The sequence below is a fragment of the Natronomonas amylolytica genome (assembly GCF_037031205.1).
Lineage (GTDB): Archaea > Halobacteriota > Halobacteria > Halobacteriales > Haloarculaceae > Natronomonas > Natronomonas amylolytica.
This window is the reverse complement of sequence record NZ_JAYEZM010000002.1, coordinates 368,340-389,308: the sequence shown is the minus strand read 5'-3', so window position 1 is coordinate 389,308 and position 20,969 is coordinate 368,340. Positions and strand designations below refer to the sequence as shown.

The 20,969-nt window shown below is 65.6% G+C and carries 18 protein-coding genes; 6 read left to right on the top strand and 12 right to left on the bottom strand.

Translation table 11 applies throughout. The features are described 5' to 3' along the window. Nucleotides 1-4: 4 nt before the first annotated feature. Together U5914_RS04965 and thiD are read right to left on the bottom strand one after the other, a co-directional pair. The gene (locus U5914_RS04965) at nucleotides 5-1,033 is read right to left on the bottom strand and encodes a TAXI family TRAP transporter solute-binding subunit (protein WP_336134617.1); all 1,029 of its coding nucleotides are present in this window, start codon (nucleotides 1,031-1,033) and stop codon (nucleotides 5-7) included. A 136-nt stretch (nucleotides 1,034-1,169) separates the two neighbouring features. After that, nucleotides 1,170-2,540 carry a bifunctional hydroxymethylpyrimidine kinase/phosphomethylpyrimidine kinase gene (gene thiD, locus U5914_RS04960; protein ID WP_336134616.1) on the bottom strand — a complete coding sequence of 457 codons (1,371 nt, stop codon included), beginning with the start codon at nucleotides 2,538-2,540 and terminating at the stop codon, nucleotides 1,170-1,172. Between the two features lie 105 nt (nucleotides 2,541-2,645). Here thiD and lipA point away from each other — a divergent pair, with 105 nt between their 5' ends. The 4 genes from lipA to U5914_RS04940 all read left to right on the top strand — a co-directional run bounded on the left by lipA (nucleotide 2,646) and on the right by U5914_RS04940 (nucleotide 7,761). After that, entirely contained in the window at nucleotides 2,646-3,581 is a 936-nt protein-coding gene (gene lipA, locus U5914_RS04955; protein ID WP_336134614.1) for a lipoyl synthase, read from the top strand. A 451-nt stretch (nucleotides 3,582-4,032) separates the two neighbouring features. After that, the gene (gene pdhA / locus U5914_RS04950) at nucleotides 4,033-5,160 is read left to right on the top strand and encodes a pyruvate dehydrogenase (acetyl-transferring) E1 component subunit alpha (protein ID WP_336134613.1); all 1,128 of its coding nucleotides are present in this window, start codon (nucleotides 4,033-4,035) and stop codon (nucleotides 5,158-5,160) included. After that, nucleotides 5,157-6,140 carry an alpha-ketoacid dehydrogenase subunit beta gene (locus U5914_RS04945; protein WP_336134612.1) on the top strand — a complete coding sequence of 328 codons (984 nt, stop codon included), beginning with the start codon at nucleotides 5,157-5,159 and terminating at the stop codon, nucleotides 6,138-6,140. The genes pdhA and U5914_RS04945 overlap by 4 nt, the downstream gene beginning before the upstream one ends. Nucleotide 6,141: 1 nt before the next feature. Further along, a complete protein-coding gene (locus U5914_RS04940; RefSeq protein ID WP_336134610.1) occupies nucleotides 6,142-7,761 on the top strand; it encodes a dihydrolipoamide acetyltransferase family protein in 1,620 nt (539 codons plus the stop codon). A 66-nt stretch (nucleotides 7,762-7,827) separates the two neighbouring features. Here U5914_RS04940 and U5914_RS04935 read toward each other — a convergent pair whose 3' ends face one another. Next, nucleotides 7,828-8,985, bottom strand: a complete 1,158-nt coding sequence (locus U5914_RS04935) for an MBL fold metallo-hydrolase (RefSeq protein WP_336134609.1) — start codon at nucleotides 8,983-8,985, stop codon at nucleotides 7,828-7,830. 140 nt (nucleotides 8,986-9,125) lie between these two features. Next, on the bottom strand, nucleotides 9,126-10,472 hold the full coding sequence (locus U5914_RS04930; RefSeq protein WP_336134608.1) for an FAD-dependent oxidoreductase: 1,347 nt from the start codon (nucleotides 10,470-10,472) through the stop codon (nucleotides 9,126-9,128). A gap of 169 nt (nucleotides 10,473-10,641) precedes the next feature. Here U5914_RS04930 and U5914_RS04925 point away from each other — a divergent pair, with 169 nt between their 5' ends. Next, the gene (locus tag U5914_RS04925; protein ID WP_336134606.1) at nucleotides 10,642-11,385 is read left to right on the top strand and encodes a DNA polymerase sliding clamp; all 744 of its coding nucleotides are present in this window, start codon (nucleotides 10,642-10,644) and stop codon (nucleotides 11,383-11,385) included. A gap of 67 nt (nucleotides 11,386-11,452) precedes the next feature. Here U5914_RS04925 and U5914_RS04920 read toward each other — a convergent pair whose 3' ends face one another. The 3 genes from U5914_RS04920 to U5914_RS04910 form a co-directional block, all read right to left on the bottom strand. After that, nucleotides 11,453-11,899: a TIGR00725 family protein gene (locus U5914_RS04920; protein WP_336134605.1), complete on the bottom strand. Its 447-nt coding sequence runs from the start codon at nucleotides 11,897-11,899 to the stop codon at nucleotides 11,453-11,455. Between the two features lie 81 nt (nucleotides 11,900-11,980). Then, nucleotides 11,981-12,145, bottom strand: coding sequence for a DUF6757 family protein (locus U5914_RS04915; RefSeq protein WP_336134604.1), 165 nt, complete (start codon nucleotides 12,143-12,145; stop codon nucleotides 11,981-11,983). A 67-nt stretch (nucleotides 12,146-12,212) separates the two neighbouring features. Next, on the bottom strand, nucleotides 12,213-12,983 hold the full coding sequence (locus tag U5914_RS04910) for a PHP domain-containing protein (protein ID WP_336134602.1): 771 nt from the start codon (nucleotides 12,981-12,983) through the stop codon (nucleotides 12,213-12,215). Between the two features lie 134 nt (nucleotides 12,984-13,117). Here U5914_RS04910 and U5914_RS04905 point away from each other — a divergent pair, with 134 nt between their 5' ends. After that, nucleotides 13,118-13,405, top strand: coding sequence for a DUF5789 family protein (locus tag U5914_RS04905; protein WP_336134600.1), 288 nt, complete (start codon nucleotides 13,118-13,120; stop codon nucleotides 13,403-13,405). A 545-nt stretch (nucleotides 13,406-13,950) separates the two neighbouring features. Here U5914_RS04905 and U5914_RS04900 read toward each other — a convergent pair. The 5 genes from U5914_RS04900 to alaS form a co-directional block, all read right to left on the bottom strand. Next, nucleotides 13,951-14,118 (bottom strand): hypothetical protein, encoded by a 168-nt coding sequence (locus U5914_RS04900; protein ID WP_336134598.1) that lies wholly within the window; start codon nucleotides 14,116-14,118, stop codon nucleotides 13,951-13,953. 110 nt (nucleotides 14,119-14,228) lie between these two features. Further along, nucleotides 14,229-15,641, bottom strand: a complete 1,413-nt coding sequence (locus U5914_RS04895; RefSeq protein WP_336134596.1) for an Abi-alpha family protein — start codon at nucleotides 15,639-15,641, stop codon at nucleotides 14,229-14,231. After that, complete coding sequence (locus U5914_RS04890) at nucleotides 15,638-16,936, bottom strand: DUF445 domain-containing protein (RefSeq protein ID WP_336134595.1); 1,299 nt, start codon at nucleotides 16,934-16,936, stop codon at nucleotides 15,638-15,640. The genes U5914_RS04895 and U5914_RS04890 overlap by 4 nt, the downstream gene beginning before the upstream one ends. Nucleotides 16,937-17,133: 197 nt before the next feature. Further along, nucleotides 17,134-17,487, bottom strand: a complete 354-nt coding sequence (locus U5914_RS04885; protein WP_336134594.1) for a hypothetical protein — start codon at nucleotides 17,485-17,487, stop codon at nucleotides 17,134-17,136. A 111-nt stretch (nucleotides 17,488-17,598) separates the two neighbouring features. Then, complete coding sequence (gene alaS / locus U5914_RS04880) at nucleotides 17,599-20,394, bottom strand: alanine--tRNA ligase (protein ID WP_336134592.1); 2,796 nt, start codon at nucleotides 20,392-20,394, stop codon at nucleotides 17,599-17,601. Nucleotides 20,395-20,969 lie beyond the last annotated feature (575 nt).

Here is a 20,969-nt window from a genome sequence, read left to right as displayed (position 1 = left end):
CACGTTACTCGTAGAGGCGGGCGGCGCCTTCGTGGAGTTCGATGGACATCCCGTCCTGTCCGGACTCGCGGCTGATGAAGTCCGTCTTGATGCTCAACTGGTCGACGTTGTCGAAGATGGCGTTGCCGATGGTCTCGACGGTGTCGGCCTCGATGCCGGTGTGGGTCGCGATCATCGCCTGAACGGAGACCGTGTTGACGTCCTCGTCGATACCCGCGTAGGTGCCGGCGGGGATGGTGTCGTCGGCGAACCACGATGCATCGTCCTTTGCGGCCTGTCGCTCGCTATCCGAGAGGTTGAGGATGGTGATGTCGGTGTTGGTCGCGAGGTTCTCGATGGCGCCGACCGGCCAGCCGCCGACGACGAAGGCGGCGTCGATGTCGCCGTTCTGGAGCTGGTCGGAGGCATCAGAGAAGCCGCTGTTCTGCTGTTGGAAGTCGTCGGTCGTCAGGCCGGCGACGGATTCGAGGATCTGGAGGGCGTTGATCTGGGTCCCGCTACCGAGGTCGCCGGTGTTGACCGTGCGGCCTTCGAGGTCCGACAGCGAACTGATGTCGGCGTCGGCACGGATGACGATGTGGATGGTCTCGGGGTAGAGCGTCGCGACGCCACGGAGGCCCTCGACGGGAGCGCCCTCGAAGGCGTCCAGCGATTCGCCGTTGCGGGCGAAGTAGGCGATGTCGTTCTGGATGAGCGCGAAGTCGGCGGCCTCGGTGTCGAGGCTCCCGACGTTCTCGACGCTCGCACCCGTCGACTGGACCTGCAGCGAGAACTCCGTTTCCTCGTCGACGATGCTCTTGAACTGGTTCGAGAGCGGGAAGTAGGTGCCACCCTCGCCGCCGGCGTGCCACTCGATGACGCTGCCGCCGTCACCGTTGCCGTTACCGTCGCCGTTGCCGTTTCCATTTCCGTTTCCATTTCCGTTACCGTTGCCGTCGCCGAGACAGCCGGCGAGCGACGCGATGCCCAGCGCACCGGTTCCCTTGAGTACGGTACGGCGGTCGAGGCTGTTATCGTCTGATGGGTTTACCATAGGCAATACTTACGTTGACTCGACATAAATACTTATATCTAGACGTGGCATTCGAGTGTCACAAATCGCAAGAGTGCGCCCCGATTGCCGTTTCGTGCTGCTTGGTACCGACTATCGTTTCCGGCGATTTTGGTGGCTACTTTTCGCGTCCGTTCGCGAGTTCGTTTCGGAGTTCGACGACGCGTTCGGCGACCGTTCGACCGTCCCCGGCGAGGAGTTTCGTCACGGGTTCTTTCCCGACCGCCCCGCGGTCGACAACTGCGACCGGCGGGTCAGCGTCGGCCGCGAAGACCTCGCGGGCGGCCCAGTCCATCGTCGCGTCGGCGTCGGCCGGTTCCTCGCCCCGGTCGTATTCGGCTATCGACCACCCGAGCGACGAGAGGGCGGCCTCGACGTCCTCGTCGAACCGGCAGTTGACCGCAAACCGGAATTCGGGGTGGGACTCACGCGCGCCGAGCAGGAAGCGGGCGACGTGGCTGGAGGCCCCGAACCGGACGCCGCGGTTCGGCGCGATGCCGTCGATGGTCTTCGTGATGCGGCCCTCCACGGCGGCCGCGTCTTCCGGCGCCTCGGCGTAGGGGGTCGCGCCGACGACGTTCATCCCCACCTCCGGCACCAGCGGGCGGACGTTCTCCTCGACGAACCACTCGACGATGTCGGCGACGCGCTCGGCGGTTTCGTCGCGGGCCGCGTCGTTCCGCAGGTCGACCAGATGGTGGACCGCACCCGGGCCTCGCCCCACGGCGTGGTGATACCGGACGGCCCGCTCCATGAAGTCGACGCTCCGGCCGACGGCGTCGACCAGCGACTCGCCGCGGGCCAATCGAGTCGCGATGGCCGCCGACAGCGTACAGCCCGACCCGTGGGTCGCGTCGGTGTCGACGCGGGGATGGCGGGCCGTCTGGATGGTTTCGGGGGTCACCAGCACGTCCAGCACCTCGTCGCCGGGCACGTGGCCGCCCTTTATCAGGGCCGCGTCCGCGCCCATCGCCAGCACGCGCTGGCCGGCGAGGCGGGCGCCCGCTTCGTCCTCCGGTTTCACGTCGGTCAGCACGGCCGCCTCGTCGGCGTTCGGCGTCACCAGCGTCGCCTCGGCGATGAGGTCCGCGTAGGCGTCCTCGGCGGCCTCAGTCAGCAGGCGGTCGCCCGTCGCCGCGACCATCACGGGGTCGACCACCAGCGGGAACTCGAAGTCGGCGGCGTAGTCCGCGACCGTCTCGACGACTTCGGCCGTCGCGAGCATACCCGTCTTGGCCGCCCGCACGTCGAAATCCGAGCGGACGGCGTCGAGTTGGGCTTCCAGTTCCTCGATGGGAAGGACGTGGCTGGATGCGACGCCCGTCGTGTTCTGGGCGGTGACGGCAGTCACCGCGGAGGTGCCGAACCCGCCGGTCGCCTCGATGGTCTTGAGGTCGGCCTGGATGCCGGCGCCGCCGCCCGAGTCGCTGCCCGCAATGGTGAGTACGACCGGCTTCTCGGTGGGGGCCGGCCTGCGCGTGTTCGTCATACGGAACACTATAACAGTTGAATATAAATCGGTGGTGATGCCGACAGCGGCGCGTGGGGCCAGGAGACACCGCATGCTTTTGGCGGCGGAGGCGAATCGTAGGGTATGAGCAGCCGGCGCCGCAAGCCAGAGTGGCTCAAGACGCGGCCCCCCAGCGGCGAGCGGTTCGCCGAGATAAAGGAGAGCCTCCGGGAGCGGGACCTCCATACGGTCTGTGAGGAGGCTAACTGTCCGAACCTCGGCGACTGCTGGAGCGGACGCAACGGCCCCGGGACGGCGACGTTCATGCTGATGGGCGACCGCTGTTCCCGCGGCTGTAACTTCTGTGACGTCGAAACCGGCGGCATGGAGCCGCTGGACCCCGACGAACCCAAGAACGTCGCCGAGGCCGTCGCCGAAATCGGCCTCGATTACGTCGTCCTCACGAGCGTCGACCGCGACGACCTCGCGGACGGCGGCGCGGCCCACTTCGCCGAGACGATTCGGGAAATCAAGCGCCTCGATTCGTCGATTCTCGTCGAGACGCTGATTCCCGACTTCCAGGGCGACCCCGAGGCCGTCCGGAAGATTATCGACGCCGGGCCGGACGTCATCGCCCACAACGTCGAAACCGTCGAGCGCCTGCAGTGGCCGGTCCGGGACCGCCGGGCCGACTACGAGCAGTCGCTGTCGGTGCTGAAGCAGGTCGACGAGGAGTCGGACATCTACACGAAGACGAGCCTCATGCTCGGCGTCGGCGAGTACGACCACGAGATATATCAGACGCTCTCGGACCTCCGGGAAATCGACGTGGACATCGTCACGTTCGGGCAGTACCTCCAGCCCTCGCGGTCGCATCTGGAGGTCTTCGAGTACGTCCACCCCGACGCCTTCGACGTCTGGAAGCAGGTCGCCGAGGAGGAGTTCGGCTTCCTCTACTGTGCCTCCGGGCCGATGGTCCGGTCGTCGTTCAAGGCCGGCGAGTTCTTCGTGGAGGCGCTGCTTCGGGATGGGAAGAGTGTCGAGGAGGCGCGGGCGGCGGCGTCAGCCGCCGCCGAATGACCGAACGGCGACGGGAGGAGCCGTGAGGCGTAGCGTGGCCGAGCAGCGCGAGGCCAGGTAATCAGGCGAGCGGGAGGAGCGACCGAACGGCGACGGGAGGAGCCGTGAGGTGTAGCGTGGCCAAGCAGCGCGAGGCCACGTAGTCAGGCGAGCGGGAGGAGCGACCAGTGGGAGCGACGACACGCGAGCCGGGCGGCGGCGTCAGCCGCCGCCAAATGACCGAACGGCGACCCAACGCGGTTCGGCCGGCAGTCGGTACCCCGTGGAACCGTCAGAACACTCATACGTCTAATACCGTCCTTTTAAAACACCAGATATTGATAACTTGTCCAGATATATCTACCGAATAGACCATACAGTCATTATTATCCCCCACATCTAAACGGGGCAAAATTTACGTAAACACTATGCCGTCGGCCTCGGACATTCATGCTATGCGACGGAGGGACCTATGAGTATACTGCAGCGTGACCCGCAGGACCGCGTGCGGGTACTCGACGAGGACGGTCACGTCGTCGACGGCGCCGAGGTGCCGGACCTCGACGACGACGCCCTTATCGAGATGTATCGGCAGATGCGACTGGCGCGGCACTTTGACCAGCGGGCGGTCAGCCTGCAACGGCAGGGGCGGATGGGGACCTACCCGCCGCTGTCCGGTCAGGAGGGCGCGCAGGTTGGTAGCGCGGCCGCCCTCGAATCGCAGGACTGGATGGTGCCGAGTTATCGCGAGCACGGGGCCGCCTACGTCCGCGGCCTCGACCTCGACGAGACGCTCCGCTACTGGATGGGCGACGAACGCGGGAACAAACTCGAGGACCTGCGCATCTTCCCCGTGGCGGTGCCCATCGCCTCGCAGATTCCCCACGCCACCGGCGCGGCGTGGGCCTCGAAGATGAAGGGCAACGACGACGAGGCCTTCATCTGCTATTTCGGCGACGGCGCCACCAGCGAGGGCGACTTCCACGAGGGGCTCAACTTCGCCGGCGTCTTCGATACGCCGACGGTCTTCTTCTGTAACAACAACCAGTGGGCGATCTCGGTGCCCCGCGAACGACAGTCCGCCTCGGCGACGCTAGCCCAGAAGGCCCACGCCTACGGTTTCGAGGGCGTACAGGTCGACGGGATGGACCCGCTGGCCGTCTACAAGGTGACGAAGGAGGCCCTCGAGAAGGCCAGAAACCCCGAGCAGGCGGGCGACGACGCGGCCGGCCACGCGACCCGGCCGACGCTCATCGAGGCGGTCCAGTACCGCTTCGGCGCGCACACGACCGCCGACGACCCCTCGGTGTATCGGGACGACGAGGAGGTCGAACGCTGGAAGGCCAAGGACCCGATTCCGCGGCTGGAGGCGTACCTCCGGAATCAGGGCGTCCTCGACGACGAGCGCGTCGAGACCATCGGCCAGCAGGTCGAAGACGAGGTGGCCGAGGCCATCGACACCGCCGAGGCGACCGAACGACCGAAGCCCTCGGAGATGTTCGAACACGTCTACGAGGAGTCGACGCCACGGCTCGAAGAACAGCGCGAGTATCTCGAACAACTTCGCGAACGACACGGCGACGAGGAGCTGTTAGAATGAGCACGCAGAACCTCACACTCGTCCAGGCGGTACGGGACGGCATGAAAGGCGAGATGGAACGGGACGGCGACGTCGTCGTCATGGGAGAGGACGTCGGCAAGAACGGCGGCGTCTTCCGGGCCACCGAAGGCCTCCACGACGAGTTCGGCGAGCAGCGCGTCATCGACACGCCGCTTGCGGAATCCGGTATCATCGGCACCGCCGTCGGCATGGCCGCCTACGGCATGAAGCCGGTTCCGGAAATCCAGTTCTCCGGGTTCATGTACCCCGGCTTCGACCAGATAGTCAGTCACATGGCGCGGTTCCGTAACCGCTCTCGCGGGCGGTTCACCCTGCCGATGGTGCTTCGGGCACCCTACGGCGGCGGCATCCGCGCGCCGGAACACCACTCCGAATCCAAGGAGGCCTTCTACGCCCACGAGGCGGGCCTGAAGGTCGCCATCCCCTCGACGCCCTACGACGCGAAGGGCCTGCTCGCGGCGTCGATTCGCGACCCCGACCCGGTCGTCTTCCTCGAACCCAAACTCATCTACCGGGCCTTCCGCGAGGAGGTGCCGGACGACCCCTACACCGTCGAGTTGGGCGAGGCCGCGGTCCGGACGGAAGGCGCCGACGTCTCCCTCTTTACGTGGGGCGCAATGACCCAACCCTCGCTGGAGGCCGCCGAGAGCGTCGCCGAGGATGGCATCGACGTCGAGGTGGTCGACCTGCGAACCCTGTCGCCGCTCGACGAGGCGACGGTTCTCGAATCCTTCAAGAAGACGGGGCGCGCAGTCATCGTTCACGAGGCGCCCAAGACGGGCGGCCTCGCGGGCGAACTCACCGCGACGATTCAGGAGGACGCCCTCTACTATCAGGAGGCGCCCATCAAGCGCGTGACGGGCTTCGACGTTCCGTACCCGCTGTACGCGCTGGAGGACTACTACATGCCGGAGAACACCCGCATCGAAGACGCGATTCGAGAAACCTACGACGCCTAACATGGTACGCGAATTCAAACTCCCCGACGTCGGCGAAGGACTCACCGAGGCGGAAATCGTCAGTTGGCTGGTCGAACCCGGCGATACGGTCGCCGAGGACCAACCGGTCGCCGAGGTCGAGACGGACAAGGCGGTCGTCGAAGTTCCCGCCCCGGTCAACGGCACCGTCAAGGAGATTCTCGCCGAGGAAGGCGAGATGGTCCCCGTCGGCACCGTCATCATCACCTTCGACGTGGAAGGCGAGGTGCCCGAACCCGAGGCGGAAGCCGAACCGGAAGCGGAACCGGCCGAACCCGACGGGAAGGAGGCGGCCGACGGCGAACCCGCCGAACCGAAGGACGTCGAAGCGACCAGCGGCCGCGTCTTCGCCGCACCCTCCGCACGACGCCTCGCTCGCGAGTTGGGCGTCAGCATCGAGGCCGTCGACGGCTCCGGCCCCGGCGGCCGCGTGACCGAGGCCGACGTCCGCGAAGCGGCCGAAACGAGCGCCGGCGAAGAAGCTACCGAGGAGGCGGCCGCCGACGCCGACTCCGGACTCAAATCCGCGACGCGGAAGGTCACAGACGACGCGGACGAGGACGAACCCTCGACCGACACCGACGGGGCGGAGGCGGCGGGTGCCGCATCCGAAACCGTCGAGAGCGCCGACCGCGAGCGGACGCTCGCCGCGCCGTCGACCCGCAAACTCGCCGAGGAGAAGGGCGTCGACCTCGATGCCGTCCCCACCGAGCAAACGCAGGACGGCGAACCGTTCGTCACCGACGACCAGGTCCGCGAGTACGCCGAGGCCCAACAGCAGGCACAGGCGGCCGACGCCGAGGCCGTCTCTGGTGGGGCCGAAGCCCCCGCTGGCGGCCCCGACATCGAGGCCGGCGGCGAAGACGAGCGCATCCCCTATCGCGGCATCCGCAAGACCATCGGCAAGCAGATGGAGCGGTCGAAATACACCGCGCCGCACGTCACCCACCACGACGACGTGGACGTGACGCGACTCGTCGAGACCCGCGGCCGCCTCAAGGAGAAAGCCGAGGCCCGCGATACGAAACTCACCTACATGCCCTTCGTCGTGAAGGCCATCGTCGCGGCGCTCAAGGAGTACCCCGTCCTCAACTCCCAACTCGACGAGGACAACGAGGAGATAGTCCTCAAGGGCGAGTACAACATCGGCGTCGCCACGGCGACCGACGCCGGCCTGATGGTCCCCGTCATCAAGGGCGCCGACCGGAAGGGCATGCTCGATATCGCCGACGAGATGCGCGACCTCATCGAGAAGGCCCGGGACCGCTCTATCGCCCGCGAGGAGATGCAGGGCGGGACCTTCTCCATCACGAACTTCGGGGCCATCGGCGGCGAGTACGCCACGCCAATCATCAACTACCCCGAGACGGCGATTCTCGGGTTGGGCGCCATCAAGGACCGGCCTCGTGTGGTCGAGCGCGAGGCGCAAGGCGCCTCGGACGGCGCGAACGGCGAAGCCGTGAGCAAAGAGGTCGTCCCGCGGAAGGTCATGACGCTGTCGCTGTCCATCGACCACCGCGTCATCGACGGCGCCGAGGCCGCCCAGTTCGTCAACACCGTCAAGGAGTATCTGGAGAACCCCGAGTTGTTGCTGCTGGAGTAGCAAACCGCGTCGCGCGTCGTCTCGACTCACGTCGTCTACTGGACCGCACCCGGCGAAACGTGAGCCTCAGTCCGTCATGGCATCGGCCGTCGCCGCACAGTTGTTCGGCCCACGCTCCAGTGTGAGCGCGCGCGCTCGCGGCATATCACGCTGCCCGAGGTTCGTCGCGATGATTTGGCCGTGGTTCGCCGGACGCGGCGGCATATCGGCGAAGACGGCATCGACGAACTCGTCGGCGGACAGCGACAGAACGTCCATTCCCTCGGCGATGGCACCCAGCGTGGCCGTGTGGCTCCCGTCGGCCGCCGGTTCGGTGCCCTCGCTTCGATGACCCGGCGCGACCAGCGTGGCATCGGACAGGGGGAGTACCCGCTCCCGTAGCGACCGGTACAGTCGGCGTGCGGCCGCCGGTGCGCCCTCGTCGCCGGCCTCCAAATCGGGTCGGGCCACACTCTCGACGAAGAGGCCGTCGCCGGTGAACAGAACCGCTTCGTCGAGGTAGTAAGCGGTCATACCGGAGGTGTGGCCCGGCGTGTGAATCGCTTCGATAGTGCTGTCGCCGACCGAAAGCGTCTCGCCGTCCGCAATCGTCTCGTAGGCGATGTCGTAGTCGATGCCACGGTCGACGGCCGCTGCGGGGACGACCGCGGTCGCGTCGGTGTGTTCGCCGAGCGCTCGGACGCCGCTGACGTGGTCGGCGTGGACGTGCGTGTCGATGGCGTAGGTCAGGTCGCTCCCGTAGTCGGCCGCGACGTCGACGTACTCCCGGGCGAAGGCCAAGAGCGGGTCGATGACCGCCGCCTCGTCGCCCGAAACGACCAGATAGGACAGACAGCCGCTCGACGGACGGCGGAACTGCAGGACCGTCGCCTCGGCGTCCGTCTCGATTTCGGTGTATACCGAGAGGTCCGCCCACGCCTCCATCCCGCCGGCGAGGTTCCGTACGTCGACGTCGGCTTTCCGGAGGTGACGCGCCGATTCGCGACTGATTTTGCCCGTCCCACAGACGGTCACGACCGTCTCCGTCGGGACGTCCGCCAGCACGTCCTCGGGGGCCGACTGGGCCAGTTTCCGGTCGGGAACGTTGACGGTCTCGACGTTCGGCCCGTCGATGTGCCACTTCTCGTACTCGTGGGGTTGACGCACGTCGACGACCGTGACTGACTCACCCGCCTCGATGTGTTCGTGCAGTTCCTCGGGCGTGGTTTCGGGAACGGTTGCCATTGCTCTACCAGTATCGACCCGCCGAACGAACATAAGCATTCATAATATTGTGAATATTGAACAATACCAGAACAGCATCCAGCGACGTCGTGCTAGCGGTTCGGCGCCGGTCGCTCCGTGAGAAGGTGGGTCGACCGCCGTCAGTCGAGTTTCCCGCCGAGGACCTTCGCCGCGGTGAGAATCGGGTCCCAGACCGGGCTGAACGGCGGCGCGTACGCGAGGTCGGTGTTCTGGAGTTCGGTGACGGTCATCTCCGCGTTGAGCGCTGTCGCGACCGTGTCGATGCGCTTGACGCCCTCCTCGCCGACGAGACTCGCCCCGAGTACGCGCTCGGATTCCCGGTCGGCCACGAGCGTGACGGTCAACTCCGACCCGCCGGGGTAGTAGTGGGCCCGCGAGGAGGCCGATATCGTGACCGAGACGGGGTCGAAGCCGGCTTCGCGGGCGCGGTCCTCGTCGATAATGCCGGTTCGGGCGGCACCGAGGTCGAAGGCCTTCACGATGGCCGTCCCCGCGATATCGCCCACGGGCGTCGGCGACCCGGTGACCGTCTCCCCGATGGCACGGCCGGCGCGGTTGGCCGTCAGCGCCAGCGGGACGTGGTCCGGGTCGCCGGTCACGACGTGCCGCGCTTCGGCACAGTCGCCCGCGGCGTAGACGTTCTCGTAGTTCGTGCGGCCGTACTCGTCGGTCGCGATGGCGTCGGTCGGCCCGCGTTCGATGCCGGCCTCGCTCGCGAGGTCGGCGTTCGGGGCGACGCCGACGCCGACGATGGCGATGTCGGCGGGCTGGGAGTCGTCCTCGAGGTGGACGCGCTCGACGGTGCCATCGCCGGCGAAGCCCGAGACGGCCGTCTCGAGGTGGAGTCCGATGCCCTGCTCGCGCAGGTGGTCCTCGACGGTCTCGGCGACCGTCTCCCCGAACGGCTGGAGGACGTGCGGCAGCATCTCGTAGATTCGGACGTCGATGCCGTGTTCGGACAGCGCCTCGGCCATCTCGATGCCGACGTAGCCGCCGCCGACGATGGCCGCCGTCTCGGGAGTCTGCTCGTCGACGTAGGTCTCGATGGCGTCGGCCTCGTCCATGTCGTGGATGGTGAACACGCCGTCGAGGTCCATCCCGTCGAACGGCGGTTCGATGGCGGAGGCCCCGGTCGCCACCAGCAGGTGGTCGTAGGGCTGTTCGAACGTCTCGCTTCCGTCGTCGACGGTGACGGTTTCGCCCTCCGGGTCGATATCCACGACCTCGTGGCCCGTCCGCAGGTCGATGTCCCGCTCCTCGCGGAACGCCTCGGGCGTGACGGTGACCAAATCGTCGATGTCCTCGACCTCGCCTTTCACGTAGTAGGGCATCCCACAGGCGGCATAGGACACCCACTCGCCCTTCTCGAAGACGACGACGTCCATCTCCGGGTTCTCCCGTTTCGCCTTGCTCGCGGCGCTCATTCCGGCTGCGTCTCCCCCGATTACGACGAACGTATCGTCCATACCTAATGGTTCGGCCACGACCCGCAAAAGTATTTCCCAAAACCCACAATACTACAACGGAGGTGCCACCGGTGGCGGGGAATCGCTGGTGCGTTTCTGCGATAGTAGTTTTCACTCGCGCGCGCGAATCACGCACGTTTTTTAGGGGGCGCGCAGAAGGTGGGCGTATATGTTCAAGGCTATCGTGAGCGCGGACACGCTCGGGGCGGCGCTGGACTCCGTGAGCGTGCTCGTAGACGAGTGTAAGATCCGCCTCGACGAGGAGGGCCTCACGATTCGCGCGGTCGACCCCGCCAACGTGGGCATGGTCGACCTCGAACTCTCCGAAGCGGCGTTCGAATCCTACGAGACCGACGGCGGCGTCATCGGCGTCAACCTCGACCGACTCGAAGACATCGTCGGGATGGCCGACTCCGACCAGTTGGTCCATCTCGAACTGGACGAGGAGACCCGCAAGCTCCACATCCAGATCGACGGGCTCGAATACACGCTGGCGCTCATCGACCCCGACTCCATCCGCCAGGAACCGGACCTCCCGGACCTCGACCTCTCCTCGGAAATCGTCATCGAGGGCAAGGACATCGACCGCGCGGTCACCGCCGCCGACATGGTCTCGGACCACATCGCTCTGGGCGTCAACCCCGACGACGAGGAGTTCTACGTCGAGGCCGAGGGCGACACCGACGACGTCCACCTCGAACTCGGACGGGAGGACCTCATCGACCTCACCGCCGGCGAGGCCCGCTCGCTGTTCTCGCTTGACTACCTCAAGGACATGAACAAGGCGATTCCGAAGGACGCCGAAGTGACGATGGAACTCGGCGAGGAGTTCCCCGTCAAGATGCACTTCGACTTCGCCGAGGGCGACGGCCACGTCACCTACATGCTCGCGCCGCGCATCCAGAGCGACTAGCGACGTCGCCGGTTTCGATTCCCTCCTCTAACGCTCGCTTACCGGATAGCCGTCGGCTTCCGCGAGGTCAGGCTTCGCGTTCGACGTACTCGACTGCGTCTTCCGGCGTTTCGACCGCCTCGAACCCGTCGAGGGCGATATCGTGGGTGTCCAGTCCCGCGACCGGCCGATGGAAATCCAGCGCGTGGCCCAACTCCGAGAGCGTGCCGGCGGCGCCGTCGATGGCGATGACGGCGTCGCCGTTCAACACGACCATGACGTTGCGAGCGTTGCCTACCCCCGTCGCGATGGGCGTCGTGACCCACTCGTTGGCGTCGTCGCGGCGCTCGGTCGGAACGATGCCGATGGTTTCCGCCCCTTCGTCCCGTGCGCCCTTACAGACGGCCTCCATCGTTCCACCCAGACCGCCGCAGACGACGGTATGGCCGCGAGCGCCGAGGAGGCGGCCGACCTCGCGGGCCTGCCGGTAGGTTTCGTCGTCGATACTGGACCCGCCGATGACGGAGACGCGCATAGCGGGTGGTGGCAGGCGGGGAAAAAGTGGCTTCCGGCAGCGCGGCCGCTGGTGGGACAACGACCGACAGAAGGTCGAGGACTATTCGCCGAGCGCGTCGTCGATCTGCGACTCGAAGTCCTCGAGGACCTCCGAATCCGAAAGCTCCTCCATCCGCTCGCGGAGGTGTCGTTCACAGAGGCCGACCTTGAGGTGGTCCTTCTCGACGGCGACGGCGGCCTCGTCGTCGCAGTAGTGACACTGCATAGGGGAGGGTACGGCGTCGATGGGTTTCAACCCAGCGTTCCCGGCGACGGCGCGAGGCGGCGGCCGGCTACAGCGCGGCGCGGAACCGGCGGTACTCCGAGCGGTCCAGCCCGGCCTTCCCGAGTTCGTCGTCGTGGGCGTCGCTACCGCCGGTCACGAGCAGGTCGTAGGCCTCGATGGCCCGTTCGATGGGCCGACGGTCGACCTCCCGGCCGTAGGCGTAGTGGGCTTCGACGGCATCGAGGTCCGCACAGAGTTCGAGGGCGGCCTCGGGGTCCTCGTAGCGGAAGGGATGAGCCAGCGAAACGAGGCCGCAGGCGTCGTGAAGGATCGAGAGTCCCTCCTCGAAAGACGGGATGTCGCGGGCGACGAAACAGGGGCCGTCGTCGCCGATGAGTTCGTCGAAGGCCTCGGTGTAGCTGTACTCGGAGGCCTCGTCGATGGCGCGGGCGATGTGGGGCCGACCGAGACCCTCGCGCGGTTCGACCGGTAAGTCGACACCGAGCCGTTCCTCGACGTTCTCGATGATTTGCCGGCCGCGTTCGATGCGATTCCGCTGGAGTCCCTCGACCAGCGCTTCGAGTTCGTCGGTCGGCGTGACGCCGTAACCGAGCAGGTCGACCCGTTCGGCCTCGGTTTCGACCCGCAACTCGATGCCGTGGATGACGGTCACGCCGTCGAGGGTCGCCACCGGCGTCGGCAACTCGGGATGGATGCGGTCGTGGTCGGTCACCGCAACCGCCGAGACGCCGGCCCGCTCGGCGGCCGCCGGCAGCGTCGACAGCGTGAGCTCGCCGTCGGAGTTCGTCGTATGTACGTGGAGGTCCGCAACGACCATGCCCGTACTCGCCGCCGCACCGCCAAAGCCCCGGCGTTTCGCGCCGGGTCGAGTATAAGGAGCCTAGAGGTCCCCATATTGGGGTAGGCCATTTATAGCAAACATTCATGAAGGACTACTGGCTGGGTAGAGACATGCGACTGCTCACCAACGTCGAGGACGCCATCGATGCCCACTCGTATCCCGCTACGGCCGAGGAACTGGTCGCCGAGTACGGCGACCTCGAACTCGAAACGCCCAACGGAACCGAGACGTTCGGCGACGCCCTCGAATGTCTCGGCGACACCACCTTCGCCGACGCCGAGGAGGCCCGTCTCGGCGCCTACTCGGCCGTCTCCAGCGACGCCGTTGGCCGACAGAACTACTCGGACCGCGATGCGCCCTCCATCGGCGAGAGCGGCCGCGAGCAGGTTTCCTTCTAGCCACTTTTTGCACGCTCCGGCGGTTTGGTTCGAGAGACACCAAAGGCGTCTCTCGTCATTGCGGGAAATCAAAGATTTCCCGCTTGCAGTCAGAATCCTTTGGATTCTGACGACATCACGAAAGGCGCTTCGCGCCTTTCGAACGACGGCGCGCAAGACGCCGAACCCGCCTCCGCGGTCATCAGATTCCGTCGGAATCTGATGGGCAATCAGACCGCTTCGCGGTCTGATGACGGCAAAAACGTGGGGAAAATATGCGCGCCTCCTTCCAGCCGCTCAGCCTCCCTGCGGTCGGCTGAGCGTTAGTCAGTCGGCGCTACCGGACGCTCGCTTCGCTCGCGTCCGGGGTGGTTCGAAAGGCGCGGAGCGCCTTTCGTCATGCCAAAAGAGCGCGGCGCGCTCTTTTGAGCAAACCGCCTCGGGGGCCTTCTTCGAAGGCCCCGCTCGGCGGATGCTCGTCTGTGGATTGGTTAATAAATGGAGAACGATTCATACGACGGTTCTCAGCCTGTTCTTTTTTCCTCGATTCGGTCGGTATAGAGAACCTAGAATGTACGTTCACTAAACACGCCAAACAGCGCCGCAATAATCGCGATGATAGCAAGGACGACACCAGTAATCGTGTCTCCAGACGCGCCGGCCATCACCGCAAAGCCGACCAGTACTGCGGCGCCACCATAGCCGACCTGTGCGACGAATGTCGTCAGCGGCATACTTGCCGGTGAGCAACTGGCGGGCAAAAAGTTGCTCACTCTGAACTAAAGAGATGGGTTCTCAGCACCCTCGATTGCGCACGACGGATGAAACCAACACCGCTCTGGAATCAGTTATCCACGTCCTTCCGCAACTTCGTCTCCCGATACTCGACGCCGACCTCGAAGGGGAGACACACCTCGCAGAAATCGATGCCGAAGTCGGTGAGATGGATGCTCCCGTAGACGGGCTTCGGTCGTTTGGCCTTCTCGCGGGCGTCCTCGATGTGTGGCTGGGCTTCGAGCACCTGATACTGCTTGAGGTTCTCGACCGGTTCATCCGAGAACGAGATGAGGCCCAGCCGTTCGAGGTTCTGGAGGTAGATGGGCGTCCGGTCGGGGTGGCGGCAACCCGCGTCGCTGCCGACTCGCGTGAGGTTCTCGGCGACCAGCGTCGACTTGAACGGGATGTACCCCTTATCGCGGATATCTATCGAGGGCTGTCGGCCCTCGGTGCCGAACAGCCGGAGGATGCGCGCCTCGTCGGCCGCCAACTGGTCGAGAATCGACGGGAAGGCGGGATGGAGCGTCTCGTCGCGGCCGATTTCCGCGGATTTCGACAGCAACTCCGAGCCCCGTTTCCGCAGCGACTCGCGGGTGACCGGCCGCCGGTCGGCGGTCCGGTCCTGATGGGCCTCCAGCCAGTCGACGCGCTCCTCGCCGACGTCGATGCCGGCCCGCTGGAGTTCGTCCAGCGCGATGGCGCGCATCTCGGTGAGCAGTTCGGCGGGCGACTCCGAGGTCGAGGCCGCATACGCCATCCGCGTGCCCGTTCGGACGCCCGATTCGACCGAATAGCCGGTCGCTCGCTGGGTCATCGCCGCGCCGATACGGGCCATCCGGAACATATCGAGCGTGGCGTCGTCCTCGATGGCCTCGGGGTCGACGCCCGTCATTCCCGGAACGGGGAACAGTCGGTCGATACCGGAGGCGCCGGGGTCGCTGACCTCGACGATGGCGTCCTCGAGGCCCGTCCGGAACCGCTCGACGTCCTCGGCGTCGATGCTGCTGGGGTCGGCAACGGACGCGCCGACCACGTCGAAGAGGTCGCCGAGGGTCTCCTCGGAGGCGGTCGTCGTGCTCGCGATGGCGCCTTCAATCACCGACAACAGCCCCTCGAGGTCTCCACGGTCGATGTCGTCGGGGTCGACGATGGCGGCCTCCAGAAGCGACAGCAACTCGGCGATGGCCTCGGGGTCGGCCCTCGACGGGACGGCGACCGCCGATTCGAGGACGGACAGCAGGCGCTCGAGTTGGCGCCCCTCGAGTTCCTCGTCGACGACCGCCTCCTCGAGGAGTTCGAAGGTCCGGTCGACCTCGGCGGGCGGCAGGTCGGCCGGGGCCTCGTCAGGGACGTCGACCGGCGCGTCGTCGGCACCGTAGCCGGGGGATTCCTCATCTCGCTCGACGTCGTCAGGCGGGGTGTCGGCAGCCCCACCATCGTCCTCGCTGTTCTCGCGGTCCTCGCGGCGGCCGTCGCTCATACGGCGGTCACCACCAGTAACTGGAGCCACCCGGCGATGAAGCCGAGGACGGCCCCCAGCAGGACGAGCATCCATTCGTCCTCGACGAAGGCCGGCCGCAGCAGGCCGACGAAGTCCGGCGAAGAGAGGGTTCGGATGCGGTAGGTCATGAGTTCCTCGATGGCCTCGCTTCGTTCCTCGTTGAACGCGGGGTCCTGAAGCGGTTCGATGGTCCGTTCGACGCTCTCGGTGGCGAAGGACTCGCGGATGCGTTCGTACCCGTCGCTTCCGGTCGTGATACGGATAAACGGTCCGGCCACGCCGACGGCGCGGTCGACCTCCGGCCGGATGGCCTCACGGATCATCTTTCGGGTGCGGTCCGACTGGGTGCCGTACATGAGGTTGTCGGCGACGTTGGCGATGGTGATGACCTCCCTGGAGACGAGGTCCGCGTACTCCTCGGCGACCTCGTCCTGTCGCTTGATGAAGAGCCCCTGCAGGCTGAAGGGGCCGATATTCCGCTCTTCGATGGGCAGGAAGATTATCTTGAGGGCGATCCAGTTGGTCAGATAGCCGACGGCGACGCCACAGACGGGCAGCACCCACCAGCGGTCGATATAGAGGAAGAGGGGCACCGAGAACGCGCCGAGTACCGTCCCCAGCAGGAAGCCGGAGTTGATGATGAACCTGAGTTCGTGTTCGCCCACCTCGAGGAAGAGGCGATTGAGGAGTTCGGGGTTGTCGTCGAGGTGGTTGGTGACCATCTGGTTGATGTCCAGCAGTTCGTCGATGTTGTCGCCGATGCGCTCGGTTATCGTCTCGGCGATGGCCGGCAATTTCGACTGCACGCGCGCGTGAATCACCTCTTGGACCGCCTCCGGCGTACTGTTCCACAGTTCGGGGTGTTCCTCCTCGAGGACCTCCTCGGTGAGTTCCCGAATCTCGTCTTCGGAGTCGGTGACGATGTGGCGGGCGATGCGTTCGGGGTCGAACGCCTGATAGAACTCCCGCTCGGTCGCTATCTTGGCGATACCTTTCTCGGCGGCGATGGTGCCCATCCGCGCCGACCGGGAGGGGATGATGCCCTGCCAGCCGATTCGCCCCTCGATGACGCCGGGAATCTGCTTGAGTTTGCGCGGCAGCGCAGGGGTGAACTGTTTCAGTCCGGGAATTCGAACCCCGACGAACTCGGTCGGGTAGAACAGCAACCGGATGGCGACCCAGTTGGTGCCGTAGCCGATAATCCCCGTGATGAGCGGAATGAGGACGAGTCGCCACTCGAGGCCGTAGGGCAACGTGGGGAGTACTCCGGTCATGCGTTGGCTCCCGAACGGTCGGCCACGGCACCCGGTGCCGCGGGAGACGCATCTTCCCGCGAATATCGCCGACTGAAGCCGGCTACCGGCACCACGCTCGGTCTCACAGTTCGGTATCTCGGGTCCGTAACTTTAAGCCTTTCAAGTATGTGGCCGTCTGCCACGGGACCGCGGACGCCCGCGAGACCGAGCGCCGTTCAGACGCCGGGCACGCCGAAGGCGCCGACGCCGAGGTCGAGCACCGTGTTGAGCACGTAGAGGATGACCAGCGCCGACACCCACGCCACGACGCCGATGATAGCCGCGTCGACCCAGCCACCGGGGTACCGCCATTTGATGACCCAGACCCATGCGACGAGGGCGATTATGAGCCCGATGAGCGGAATCCACGACGTCAGCGCCCACGCGATGGCACCCAGCAGGGCCGTGATGACCGCGTGGCTGTAGTCGTCGACGTCGGCGACGACCCTGGCGCTGATATAAATCGCCAGGCCGCCGACGAGCAATGCGACGAGGAACGCGACTATCGAACCGACGAATGGGACTGCCATGACCCAATATTTGCCGGAAAAACGGATATAACCAGGGGGTAGTTCGCGTTTGGGCGATTCCCGCGGCCGCAATGGTGACGAGTGCCGCTATCGAAGGAGGTGCCTACCGAGTCAGGCTTCCCGCAACTGCCGCAGGACGTCGGGCGCCTCCTCCAGCGCGTCGTCGAGTTTGTCGGTCTCGGGACCGCCGCCCTGTGCGAAGTCCGGCGGCCCGCCACCGCCACCGCCGACCTTGGCGGCGAGTTCGCTGACGACCGCACCCGCGTTGAGGTCGACGCCGTCGGGCACCGCGACGACGAACGTCGCGCCGTCGCGGCCGCTGCCGAGCACGGCGACCTTGCCCTCCTCGACGAGGGCGTTGGCGGTCGCCCGGAGTTCGTCCATGTCGGCGTCGACGCGCTGGATGACCGCCGTCGCATCGCCGAGGTCGACTTCCTCGCCCTCGCTGGCGCCGCCCTGCGCCCGCACCTCGGCGAGTTGTTCTTTGAGGTCCTCGATCTGCTTGCCGCGTTCCTTCCACTCGGTGAAGAAGCGCTCGGCGGTCTCCGGTACTTCCTGCGGCGAGACGTCGAGGGTGTCGGCGGCCTCGTAGAGGGCGTCCTCGGTGCGCTGGGTGGCCTCGATGGCGGCGTCGCCGGCCGCGAAGACCAGCCGTTCGACGCCGTCCTGAACGCGCTCCGTCGAGAGGACTTTGATGGTGCCGATATCGCCGGTTCGGGTGACGTGCGTGCCGGCGCAGGCCTGTACGTCCTCGGCGACGTGGATGAGCCGCAGTTCTTCGCCCGGCGGGATGCCGCCCTGATAGAGGTCGAAGCCGTGTTCCTCCTCGGCCTCCTGTCGGTGGGGCCACTCCTGTTTGACCGCGAGGTTGTCGGTGACGATTTCGTTGGCCACCCGCTCGATGCGCTTGACCTCCTCGCGGGAGATGCGCTCGTAGTGGCGGATGTCGAACCGGGAGGACTCGGTGCCCTTCTGGGCGCCGGCCTGCCGGACGTGGTCGCCGAGCACCTCACGGGCCGCGTGGCCGATGATGTGGGTCGCGGTGTGGTGCTGCATCAGGCGCTTGCGGCGGGTGCCGTCGATCTGGCCGCGGACGAACTCGCCCTTGCCCGGGTCCTCGTCGGTGCGGTGGAGGACGACCCCGTCGATTTCCTGTACGTCGGTGACCTCCACGGTGACGTCGTCCGTCGAGAGAGTGCCGACGTCGGCCGGTTGGCCACCGCCCTCGGGGTAGAACATCGTCTGGTCGAGGACGACATCGTAGCCCTCGCCGTCCTCACACTCCACGACGTCGAGGACGACCGCTTCGAACTCGGTGCGCTCGGGGCCCTCGTAGAACAGTTTCTCCGTATCGGGGAGTTCGGCGATGCGGTCTTCCTGTTCGGCGATGGATTCCTCTTCCTCGAAGGCCTCCTCGCCGCCGTGACGGGCAGCCACGAGCGAGTAGAAGTCGTCCGGAATCTCGACGTCGGCGCCGTGGTCGTCGGCGATTTCCTCGACCATGTCAGGCTGGATACCCTGCGAGTCGTAGAGTTCCAGCACCTCGTCGAGGGGAATCGGCTCGCCCTTCTCGGCGTACTCGCTGGCGAGCCGTTCGACCTGCCGACCGCCGCGTTCGAGCGTCTCGCGGTACTTCTCGACCTCGGTACGGACGATATCGCGGATGGTGTCGCGGTTCTCGTAATCGAGGCGGTCGGCCTGCATGTCGACGAGTTCGTCCAGCGGCGCGTCGACGCCGACGTTGTCACAGAGCCGCTTGGTCCGCCGGAGGACCATCCGCGCGAGGTAGCCCGTTCCGACGTTCGAGGGGACGATGCCGTCGCCGAACATGTACGCGAGCGTCCGACTGTGGTCCGCAATTGCGTAGATGTCCTCGAGCGGTTCGACCAACTCGCGGAGCCGGTTCGTCGAGACGTCGAGTTTCTCGGCGATGTTGTCGCGAGCGGCCTCCACGTCGTCGACGTCGTCGATGTCGAGTTGGCCCGAGAGCCGCGCCGCGCGATTGACGAGAGCGAGTTCGTCGTCGGTGTATTCGAGGCCGGCGTTGTCCTTCAGGAACTCTATCATCTCGGGGTAGACCGCCTCGTAGACGGTCGGTGTCCCCTGGGACATCCACGTCCATCGCTCCAGCCCGTAGCCGGTGTCGACGATGTACGTGTCCATGTAGGAGTAGGTGTTCCCGTCCTTGAGTTCGTAGTCGCCCTCGGGGTCCTGCTCCATGCACATGAAGACCAGCGTGGCGAGTTCGAGGCCGCGGTAGATGACCTCGATTGCGGGCCCGGCGTTGCCGCCGCCGACCCACGGGTCCTCGATGTAGGTGACGTCCTCGATGTCCGCCCCCAACTCGTCCAACAGGGTGTCGCAGTATTCGACGGTCTCGTTCTTCCAGTATACCTCGCCCTGATAGGCGTACTGGTCGGGGTCCTCGAGGTCCTCGCGGGCGTTGAAGGCGTGGTGGGCCATCATCTCGAAGGCCATCGTGTGCCGGCCCGTCTTGCCCACGTTGTCGATGTCCTGCATCCGGATGCAGGGCTGGCTGACGGTCAGGGGGTTCGCTGGCGGCGGGGTCTGCCCCGACGTGACCAGCGGCTGGAAGTCGTAAATCGACGCCTGCGTCAGCAGGACGTCGTCACGCCAGCGGTTGGCGGCAACCGGGTAGGGGTCGATGCGCTCGTGGCCGTGCTCCTCGAAAAAGGAGAGGAACTGCTCACGCATCTCCTCCAGCGAGAACTCCTCGTCGAAGCCCGGTTCGCCGATGAACTCGTAGTCGGCACACGGCGGTTCCCCACACAGTTCTCGGTCCTCGTCACGGGTCCAGAAGTGCGCCCCACACGACGGACACTCCTTCCGTACGAACCCCTCGTCGTGGAAATACTCTAGTTGATATTCCTCGTCGAGGTCACTCATTACCCTCCTTTCGCCCGTCGGCGGCTAAAGGGTTTTCGAGCGAACTTTTTGCACGGCGCGCTTCGCGCGCCGGCAAAAACTTCGATGAAAAAGACACGTCGACCCTCCCTACGGTCGGGTCTCGGTCCCGCGCCTCCCTGCGGTCGGCGCGGCGAAACGCCTCGCTACGCTCGGCGTATGCTGCTCGTCGTTCAAAACCAGCAAACGCTGGGTGTCATAGAACTCTTTCAGCTCGATGTATCTTTGCAATCGAATCTTCCTCGAAAACGAACCGAGTGGCCGACGAGTCTATCTAAGTCACTCGCAGATGTAGCGAACAGATGGTTCGGCCCGAGTGGGGCGAAATAAATACTATGTGAATTGTTCTATGACCCCCTTCGTCTGAATTTTACCGTACGAGACTGTAAGACGGCACATTGTTTTCTCTTATATATACCCCATATTATAAGACGCGATATTTGGTTTTTATTCGCCTTTTCTTCCCCACAGATTGTATAACTGAAGCCCCAGAGCAGAGCCAATTGCCGTTTTGAGAATCTCTCCGATAGAGTTGGATAATTGATAGATCAGGGACA